The sequence below is a fragment of the Microcella sp. genome, from assembly GCF_030645145.1.
Taxonomy (GTDB): domain Bacteria; phylum Actinomycetota; class Actinomycetes; order Actinomycetales; family Microbacteriaceae; genus Microcella.
In genome coordinates this window covers 1-9,039 of sequence record NZ_JAUSMI010000158.1, presented here as the reverse complement: position 1 = coordinate 9,039, position 9,039 = coordinate 1, and the positions used below count along the sequence as shown (strand labels likewise).

General features: G+C 72.2%; 8 protein-coding genes. 3 read left to right on the top strand and 5 right to left on the bottom strand.

The genetic code is table 11. The features are described from left to right. Positions 1–1,688 (bottom strand): ATP-dependent helicase (locus Q7T15_RS10755; protein WP_304696127.1); only part of this gene is annotated, 1,688 nt, incomplete at its 3' end. Then, positions 1,685–2,623: an NAD(+) diphosphatase gene (nudC, locus tag Q7T15_RS10750; protein WP_304696125.1), complete on the bottom strand. Its 939-nt coding sequence runs from the start codon at positions 2,621–2,623 to the stop codon at positions 1,685–1,687. The genes Q7T15_RS10755 and nudC, both read right to left, overlap by 4 nt. 75 nt (positions 2,624–2,698) lie before the next feature. On the opposite strand from nudC, the gene Q7T15_RS10745 reads away from it, so the two are divergent. Next, positions 2,699–3,865, top strand: a complete 1,167-nt coding sequence (locus Q7T15_RS10745) for a phosphotransferase (protein ID WP_304696123.1) — start codon at positions 2,699–2,701, stop codon at positions 3,863–3,865. Between the two features lie 24 nt (positions 3,866–3,889). Here the strand turns inward: Q7T15_RS10745 and Q7T15_RS10740 are convergent, their stop codons facing one another. Continuing rightward, a complete protein-coding gene (locus Q7T15_RS10740) occupies positions 3,890–4,150 on the bottom strand; it encodes a hypothetical protein (protein ID WP_304696121.1) in 261 nt (86 codons plus the stop codon). Positions 4,151–4,244: 94 nt separating this feature from the next. After that, positions 4,245–5,750 carry an APC family permease gene (locus tag Q7T15_RS10735; RefSeq protein ID WP_304696119.1) on the bottom strand — a complete coding sequence of 502 codons (1,506 nt, stop codon included), beginning with the start codon at positions 5,748–5,750 and terminating at the stop codon, positions 4,245–4,247. Positions 5,751–5,896: 146 nt separating this feature from the next. Between Q7T15_RS10735 and Q7T15_RS10730 the strand changes: the two genes are divergently transcribed. Continuing rightward, complete coding sequence (locus tag Q7T15_RS10730; RefSeq protein ID WP_304696117.1) at positions 5,897–6,709, top strand: acetoacetate decarboxylase family protein; 813 nt, start codon at positions 5,897–5,899, stop codon at positions 6,707–6,709. Positions 6,710–6,740: 31 nt separating this feature from the next. Here the strand turns inward: Q7T15_RS10730 and Q7T15_RS10725 are convergent, their stop codons facing one another. Continuing rightward, a complete protein-coding gene (locus tag Q7T15_RS10725) occupies positions 6,741–8,090 on the bottom strand; it encodes a glutamine synthetase family protein (protein WP_304696115.1) in 1,350 nt (449 codons plus the stop codon). A 95-nt stretch (positions 8,091–8,185) separates the two neighbouring features. Between Q7T15_RS10725 and Q7T15_RS10720 the strand changes: the two genes are divergently transcribed. Beyond that, the gene (locus Q7T15_RS10720; RefSeq protein ID WP_304696113.1) at positions 8,186–8,902 is read left to right on the top strand and encodes a type 1 glutamine amidotransferase; all 717 of its coding nucleotides are present in this window, start codon (positions 8,186–8,188) and stop codon (positions 8,900–8,902) included. The last annotated feature ends 137 nt before the right edge of the window (positions 8,903–9,039 follow it).

Below are 9,039 nucleotides of genomic sequence, written 5' to 3'. Positions count from 1 at the left end.
CGGACCTCGTCGAGGAAGCGGCTCGGCGAGCGCTCGGCCCGGCTCGCGCTCGGGCGCTGCGCCCACGAGAGCTCGAGCGCCCGCCGGGCGCGCGTGATGCCGACGTAGAACAGGCGGCGCTCCTCGTCGACGGCCTCGAGGCTCGTCGCGAAGGTGATCGGCACGGTGCCCTCGCTCAGGCCGACGATGTAGACCGCGTCCCACTCCAGGCCCTTCGCGGCGTGGAGGGTCGAGAGGGTCACGGCCGAGCGCGCGGGCGCGTGCTGCTGCTCGGCGCGGCGCGAGAGCTCGCGCACGAAGTCGGCGAGCGTCGTGCCGGCGGGCGACTCCTCCGCGAGCCCCAGGAGCGCCGTGAGGCTCTCCCACCGCGAGCGCTCGGCACCGCCGCCCTCGGGCGGATCCTGCCGCCAGCCGAGACCGCGCAGCACGTCGCTCACGCTCTTGAAGAGCGGCTCGTCCCCGATCGAGATCGCCGCCCCGCGCAGGAGCATGATCGCCTGCCGCACCTCGGGCTGATCGAAGTAGCGGCTGTTCGCGCGCGTCTGGACGGGTATGCCCGCGCGGCGCAGCGCGGCCTCGAGCGCGATCGACTGCGTGTTGATGCGGAAGAGCACGGCGATCGACTCGGGGCTCGCGCCGTCGGCGATGCGTCGCGCGATCGACTCGGCGACCGCGGCGGCCTCCGACGCGTCGTCGGGGTGCGCCGACACGGTCGGCGCGGGGGCCGGGCCGCCGCCGTCGCGGGCGGCGGCGCGCAGAGTGAGTGCACCGGGGCGCCCGCGCATGAGCCGGTTCGCGAGCGTCACGATGGGGTCGGTCGAGCGGTAGTTGTCCTCGAGCCGGACGACCGTCGCATCGGGGAACTCGCTGCCGAAGCGCACGAGGTAGTCGCTCGAGGCGCCCGCGAACGAGTAGATCGTCTGCGATGCGTCGCCGACGACGCACAGCTCGCGCCGGCCGCCGAGCCACAGCGAGAGCAGGTCGTGCTGGAGGGGCGAGACGTCCTGGTACTCGTCGACGACGAAGAAGCGGTACTGCTCGCGCACCTGCTCGGCGACGCGCGGCTCGACCTCGAGCATCCCGGCCGTCGCGAGCAGGACGTCCTCGAAGTCGATCTGCCGGCGCTCGTCCTTGATCGCCTCGTACTGCCGGTGGAGGTCGACCATCGCCGACACGGGGAGCCGCGCGGGCATGGCGCGGCTCTCGGCGGCGCGGCCGTACTCGTCGAGCGAGAGGCGCGAGACCTTGCGCCACTCGATCTCGGCTGCGGCGTCGCGGAGCGCGGCGGTGTCGAGGCCGAGCTTGAGGGAGGACGCCGCCTGGCCGATGAGAGGCCCCTTGCCGTCGATCACGCGCGGCGGCGAGCCGCCGACGACGGTCGGCCAGAAGTAGTGCAGCTGCCGCAGCGCCGCCGAGTGGAAGGTGCGAGCGGAGACGCCGTCGGCGCCGAGCGCCCGCAGCCGGCCGACGAGCTCCCCCGCCGCGCGGGTCGTGAACGTGAGCGCCATGACGCGGGAGGGGTCGTACGCGCCGGTCGCGACGCCGTACGCGATGCGGTGCGTGATCGCGCGGGTCTTGCCCGTCCCGGCGCCCGCGAGCACGCACACGGGGCCGAGCAGGCTCTCGGCGACGACGCGCTGCTGGTCGTCGAGCTGGGCGAGCAGGCGATCGGGGTCGGTGCCGCTCATGCGTCGATCGGGCCCCCGAACCAGTCCTCGATGATCGCGCGGGCGATCGAGGTGCGGCCGGGCAGGGCGATGTCGTCGAGCGCGGCGGCGAGCTCGTCGCGGCTGAACCAGCGCAGGTCGAGGATCTCGGTGCCGTCGGGGCGCAGCTCGTGCTCGAGGGCCGGGTCGAGGCGGGCCCGGAACCCGAGCATGAGCGAGGCGGGGAAGGGCCAGGGCTGCGAGCCGACGTAGACGGGGTCGACGACGCGCAGCCCCGACTCCTCCCGCACCTCGCGCATCACCGCGGCCTCGAGCGACTCGCCGGGCTCGACGAAGCCCGCGAGGAGCGAGAACCGGTTGGCCTCCCACTGCGCGTTCGAGCCGAGCACGATCCGGTCGTCGGCGTCGGTCACGGCGACGATGATCGCGGCGTCGGTGCGCGGGAAGAGCTCGCGGCCCGTCTCGACGTCGACCCGCACCCAGCCCGCGCGGCCCGGCTGCGTGGCATTGCCGGTGAGCGGCGAGAAGGCGTGCGCGGCGTGCCAATTGGCGATGCCGAGCGCCTCGACCGCGAGACCCGCGTCGCGGTCGCCCAGCGCGTGACCGAGCGAGCGCGGGTTGCCCCAGCGGGCGATGTCGGTGGCGAACCCGGAGGCGCGGTCGTCGTCGAGCACGACGGCGACGATGGCGGAGCCGGCCGGGAGGTCGTGCGCGTCGTCGGTCGTGCGCCCGAGGTAGATGCGCAGGGCATCCGTCGGCGCCGCCTGGACCGGGAGGAGAGCCAGCGCGACGGCCTCGCCCGCCGCGAGGAGGACCTCGCCGCGCCACACCGGCAGGATGCGCGTCGTCGGCTCGCTCCACAGCTCGTCGAAGAGCCGCGGGCGCGTGCGCGCCGTGTCGTCGCGATCGATGCGATAGCGCGAGAGCGGCAGCGTCGCGGTGAGCGAGAACTGCATGGATGCCTCCAACTGCCGGGTGGGAACTGCGTGGCGCAGGGCGGCCGGGGGGTGCCCGCCGCCTACCCTGGGGGCATGGCCAGATCCCCTCTCACTCTAGCCGCGCTCGCCACGGCGGCCGTTCCGGGACTGGACGTCACGCACGCCTCGCGCCTGAGCTCGTCGCGCGGCCGCGACGTCGACGCCGCCGTGCTCACGAGCCGCGACGGGCGCCACCTGGTCATCCGCGTTCCGCGCACCGAGCCGGGCGAGGCCGAGCAGTCGGCCGACCTCGTCGCCCTGCGCGCCCTGAGCGACGGCGTGCGCTCGCGCCTGCCCTTCGCCGTGCCGCGGCTCGTCGGGCAGACGCCCGTCGGCGGCACGCGCGCGATCGTGCACGAGTTCGTCGACGGCGACCCCGTCGCCCTCGAGGCCATCACGCCCGGCCTCGCCTCGTCGATCGGGCGCGCGATCGCCGCCGTGCACGCGCTGCCGACGAGCGTCGTGTCGGACGCCGGGCTGCCGCACCTGCGCGCGATCGACGTCATGCGCGAGTCGCTCGCGACGCTCGACCGCGCGAGCGAGACCGGGCTCGTGCCCGCGGGCCTCCTGCGGCGCTGGGAGCTCGCGAGCGAGGACCAGTCGCTCTGGCAGTTCACCCCGACGGTCATCAACGGCGGCCTCTCGGCCGGCTCGTTCCTCTCGATCGGCGAGACCGTCACGGGGGTGCTCGGCTGGTCGCGCCTGCAGATCGCCGACCCCGCGCGCGACCTCTTCTGGCTGCTCGGCTCGGCTGACGCCGCCGTTCCGGAATCGGCGTTCGAGGCGTACCACGAGGCGCGCGGCATCCACGACCGCGAGCTCGCCCGACGCGCGGTCTTCGCCGCGGAGCTCGAGGTCGCGCGCTGGCTGCTGCACGGGACGACGAGTCAGAGCACCGAGATCACAGATGACGCCGTCGAGATGCTGCACGCCCTCCTCGACCGCGTGCACCGCGACATGACGAACCCGCTCACGATGGAGCAGGACCGCCCCGCCTCGCTCACCGACGCGCACGACCTCGCCGAGCTCGGCGCGCCGGACTCGGTGCGGCTCATGCCCGCGAGTGCGGCGCTCGCGAGCGCCTCGCCGGTCAGCGCCTCGCCCGTCAGCCCCGTCTGGGCCGGCTCGGCAGCCTCCGTGGGGTCGGGCGGCTCGCCCGCGAGCCCCGGCTCGAGCGGCAGCGCGGCGACCCCGCCGACGCCGCCGACCCCCCGCGACTAGCGGGAGGGGACGAGAGCGGGCGGGCTACTCGCCGGCCGCGATGCGGCGCGCGATGATCGCGCGACCGCGCTGCACGGCGCGGACGAGCTCGGGCTGGCGGATGCCGAGCTCCTGCGAGACGTCGGAGTACGAGCGCTTCTCGAGCAGGATCCCGCCGAGCGGCGCCCGCAGCTCGGGCGGCAGCTGCGAGATGCGCCCCACGAGCTCGTCGTAGCCGAGGGCGTCCACCGCCGAGTCGTCGACGTCGTGCTCGGGCGTGACATCGAGGTCGAAGTCGTCGGTCATGCGGGGAACCTCCAGGAGGGATCGGGGGCCGGGCGGCGCTCACGTCAGCGCGCGCCGCCCGGCCGGGCGGAGCATCCGAGCCTAGAACACCGAGCTACGAGGCGAAGTCGCGCACGAGCTGCTCGTTCTCCTTCTTGTTGACGAGCGCGACGACGTAGCCGACGGCGAGCGCGAGGAACGGCAGGAGCACGAGGAACCAGCCGAGGCCGTTGAGCGCCCACGCGCTCTCGGGCAGCGAGGGGTCGACCCCGTCGGGGACGGTGCCGGCGAGGAGGTTGAAGCGCGACATGAGCAGGTAGAGGCCCGCCGCGAGCGCGAGGATCGACAGCGCCGGGGCGATCTTCGTGGACCAGACCGTGCCGCCCTCGTGCGTCATGAAGTAGCGGATGACGGCGATGCTCACGAGGATCTCGACGAGCACGATCGCGATGACCGTGATCGAGCTCATCCACGAGAACAGGTTGAGGAACGGGTCGAGGCCCGCGATCGCGAAGATGATCATCACGAGCGCGGCGAGCGCCGAGGTGATGGCCACGCCGATGATCGGGGCGCCGGCCGCGTTGGTGCGCGCGACGCCCGCCGGCAGCACGCCGCCGCGTCCGAGAGCGAAGAAGTAGCGCGACGCGGCGTTCTGGAAGGCCAGGAGACCGGCGAAGAGGCTCGTGATGACGAGGATGCCCATCGCGACCGTGAGCCACGAGCCGACGTACTCCTCGGTGAGGCCGAAGAGCACGCCCGCGGGGTCGGCGAGGCCGCCCGAGAGCTCGATGACCTTGTCGGCGACCTGCGACGAGCCCATGCCCGTCACCATCGCGAACGAGACGAGGGCGAAGAGGATGCTGATGACCGCGATCGAGACGTAGGTCGCGATCGGCACGGTGCGCTTCGGGTCCTTCGCCTCCTCGCCGTAGATCGCGGTCGCCTCGAAGCCGATGAAGCTCGCGAACGCGAAGGCGAGGGCGATGCCCGCGGTGCCGGCGAAGCCGCCCGCGAAGACGAGCGTCGGGTCGAACGAGGCGCCGATGTTCCAGCCCTCGGGGCCGCCGTTGGCGAGGATCGCGACGGCCGCGACGACGAGGACGAGCAGCTCGAGCGCGAGCATGACGCCGAGCACCTTGGCTCCGACGTCGACGCTCAGGAGCGAGAGCCCGGTGACGATGACCCAGACCAGGAGCGACCAGACGTACCACGGCAGGTCGACGCCGAGTCCGCCGGCGAAGCCCGAGACGACGACGCCGAAGAAGCCGTAGATCGCGAGCTGGATGGTGACGTAGGCGACGAGCGCGGCGAACGCGGCGGCGACGCCCGCGTTGACGCCGAGCCCCTTGCCGACGTAGGCGAAGAACGCGCCCGAGTTCGTCATGTGGCGGCTCATGGTCGCGTAGCCGACCGAGAACAGCAGGAGGGTGAGGCCGACCGCGAGGTAGGCGCCCGGCACGGCCGCGCCGTTGCCGAGGAGCATCGCGACGGGTACAGCGCCCGTGACGCCGATGAGCGGGGCCGAGGCGGCGACGACGAAGAAGACGATGCCGATGACGCCGAGGCGGCCGGATCGGAGGCCGGAACGCTCCGTCGTGACCGTGGGGGTGGAATGGGTCATGTCCGATACTCCTCATTGAGCAGGGTGATCGTTTGGGCCTAAACGACTGGTTCACAGAATGGCCCTCGACCGCGCGGTCGTCAAGCAGGAGCGGACGGCGATTCTGGCTATCGTTTGTTTGCGAACGAATGGGTACGCTGAAGCGCATGGCAGACCTGACCGGCTTCATGGCCCCGAAGACCCCCTCCGGCGCGAGCGCGATCGTGCCCGACATGCCCTGGTACTACTCGGGCACCCTGCTCACCGCCGAGTACCGCACCGACCCCGAGAAGGTCGCCGCCCTCCTGCCCGAGGGCCTCGAGCTCGCCGACGAGGATCCGGGCGCCGTCGCCCTCATCTGGGCCGACTGGCAGTCGTGCTCCGCCTCGGGCGCCGAGCTGCTCGACCCGCAGCGATCGCAGTACCTCGAGACCTTCGCCGTCGTCCGCGTGAAGCACGAGGGCGTCACCTACACGCGCTGCGTCGCGATCTGGGTCACGAAGGACTTCGCGATCGCCCGCGGCTGGTTCCAGGGCTACCCGAAGAAGCTCGGCTCGATGGCCGTCACGCGCGTCATGAACGTGGGCCGCGCCGCCCCGCGCCTCGCGCCCGGCGCTCGCATCGGGGCGTCGCTCGCCGCGTACGACCACCGCCTCGCCTCGCTCGTCGTCACGCTCGAGGCCGAGAGCGAGAGCAACGGCTTCGTCAACGGCCACCCCATGCTGCATTCGCGGTGGATGCCCTCCATCACGCCCGGCGCCGGCAACAGCCTCGAACAGCTCATCACGATGAGCACGACCGACGCCGAGATCGGCGCCACCTGGCGCGGCGACTTCGAGCTCGAGCTGCACGACTCTCCGTGGGACGAGCTCGCGTCGATCCTCCCGATGCGCGAGAAGATCGGCGCGTACTACCGCGAGGTCGGCGTGACGTTCAACGGCGGGACGCTCGTGAAGGACTTCTCGAACCCGACGATCTAGAGATCCAGGCGGCGCTCGTCGCTTCCTCGACCTAGAGGTCGAGGAAGTACTCCTTCACTTCCCACTCGGTGACGTCGCGCGTCTCCGGGTCGTCCACGGCCTCGGTGTAGCGCTCGATCTCGTCGCGCTTCATGACCTCGAAGACGTCGACGAGCGGGCCTCCGAGCAGCTCGATGAGGGCGCTGTCGGCGCGCAGGGCATCCAGCGCATCGCCCAGCGTCATGGGCAGGATCTCCTGCGTCTCGTCCTCGTAGGAGTACCCGACCGCCGCGGGCGGCGCGTCGAGCTCGCGGCGGATGCCGTCGAGGCCGGCCGCGAGGATCGCCGCGGTCATGAGGTAGGGGTTGGCCGCGCCGTCGGCGAGACGCACCTCGAGGCGCGTGCCGGATCCGCGCTCCGGCGGGATGCGCAGCATCGCGCTGCGGTTGTCGTAGCCCCAGTTGGCGCGGTACGGGGCAAGGGTGTCGGGCCCGAGCCGCTTGAACGCGTTGATGGTCGGGTTGCAGAGGGCCGTGAGGGCGGGCGCGTGCGCGACGATGCCCGCGATCATGCGCTGCGCGAGCACGCTCAGATCGTGGCCCTCGTGCATGAGGTTCTCGCCCTCCGCGCTCTCGAGCGAGACGTGCAGGTGGAAGCCGCTGCCGCCCTCGTCGCTCCAGGGCTTGCCGGAGAACGTGGCCGCCTGGCCGAGGCGCGCGATGAGGTCCTTCACGCCGGCCTTGAGCATGAAGATGCGGTCGCACGCGTCGAGGGCCTCGCCGTGCCAGATGTTGATCTCGTACTGGCTGGGGCTGAACTCGTGATTGCCGGCGAAGACGCCGATGCGCAGCTGGTCGAGCATGCGCAGCAGGTGCAGGAAGGTGCCCTTGGGGTCGACGGTCGCGCCGCTCGTGTAGACGCGGCCGGGCTGCGTGAGCGCGCGGCGGAACGAGCCGTCGTCGTTGCGGTCGGCGATGTAGAACTCGAGCTCGGGGCCGACGACGGGCGTGAGGCCGAGCGCGCGGTACTCGCCGACGATGCGCTCGAGCAGGGTGCGCGGCGCGAACTGGTTCGGCGTCATGTCGGGGTTGTTGGCGCCCGCGACGACGTAGGCGACGCCGGGCTCCCAGGGCAGGGCGCGCCAGCTCTCGGGCACGATCTGGGTGACGAAGTCCTCGAGGCCGTCGCTCAGGACGTCGCCGCCGTCGAGCACGCCGCCCTGGGTCGTCGTGACCCACACGCCCTGGCAGAAGGTCGGGCCGCCGTGGCTCACCTTGTCGAGCTGGCTGACGAGCAGGTCCTTCGAGCGGACCGTGCCGATGATGTCGGCGTAGACGACGCGGAGCACGTCGATGCCCGCCTCCGTGAGCTCGCTCTGCAGGTTGACGAGGCTCCGACTCATGTGCGACTCCCTTGTGGCACTCGTGATCCGACTCTGGATCGTTCGGCTTCAAACGATACAGTAGGCCTCCGGCGCCGTCGATGAGGAGGTCACCGTTGCGAGTCCTGTTCGTGCAGCACGATCACGTGAGCCCGCTCGGCCCCGTCGGCGAGCGATTCGCCCACCACGGCTTCGACGTCGACGCCTTCCTCGTCGTGCCGGAGGCGAGCTTCCACTCCCCCGACATCGCCGTCGACTTCCCCGACCTCGCCGACTACGACGTCGTCGTCCCGCTCGGCGCCCCCTGGGGCGCATGGGATGACGCGTGCATCGGCACGTGGCTGCGCGCCGAGCTCGACTGGCTCGGCGAGGCGGTGCGGGGCGGGATGCCCGTGCTCGGCATCTGCTTCGGCGGCCAGCTCGTCGCGCGCGCGCTCGGGGGCTCGGTCGCGCCCGCGCCGAAGGGCGAGATCGGGTGGACCGCGATCTGGAGCGACGACCCGGCTCTCGTCGGGCCCGGCCCGTGGTTCCAGTTCCACTTCGACCGCTGGACTCTTCCGCCCGGCGCCGTCGAGATCGCGCGCAACCCCGTCGCCTCGCAGGCGTTCACGGTCGAGCGGACCCTCGCCGTGCAGTTCCACCCCGAGCTCGACGCCGCGGGCCTCAAGGGCTGGCTCGACTGGGGAGGCGACCGCAAGGTCGCCGAGGACGGCCAGGACCCGGCGATCATGCTCGCGCAGACGGAGGCCGAGCAGGCCGCGGCGCGCGAGCGCACCTTCGCCCTCGTCGACGCGTTCCTGACGCGCGTCGCCGGGCTCGTCCCGTCCGCCTAGGTGTAGTGCCCAGGGACGTTGTTTGATCTGGCGTCCCTGACAGAGCGAGAACCTCCGGGCCAGAGTGGAGCTGTCTAAGTCACCGCTCTGAGCCCAGGAGGTTCTCGTGTCTCACGGTAATGCGGCCCTGACGCCGC

Excerpts from the sequence above, each read along its gene's own strand:
- Q7T15_RS10735 (WP_304696119.1), bottom strand. The coding sequence starts at position 5,750 with ATGACCCATTCCACCCCCACGGTCACGACGGAGCGTTCCGGCCTCCGA.
- Q7T15_RS10730 (WP_304696117.1), top strand. The coding sequence starts at position 5,897 with ATGGCAGACCTGACCGGCTTCATGGCCCCGAAGACCCCCTCCGGCGCG.
- Q7T15_RS10740 (WP_304696121.1), bottom strand. The coding sequence starts at position 4,150 with ATGACCGACGACTTCGACCTCGATGTCACGCCCGAGCACGACGTCGAC.
- Q7T15_RS10745 (WP_304696123.1), top strand. The coding sequence starts at position 2,699 with ATGGCCAGATCCCCTCTCACTCTAGCCGCGCTCGCCACGGCGGCCGTT.
- nudC (WP_304696125.1), bottom strand. The coding sequence starts at position 2,623 with ATGCAGTTCTCGCTCACCGCGACGCTGCCGCTCTCGCGCTATCGCATC.
- Q7T15_RS10725 (WP_304696115.1), bottom strand. The coding sequence starts at position 8,090 with ATGAGTCGGAGCCTCGTCAACCTGCAGAGCGAGCTCACGGAGGCGGGC.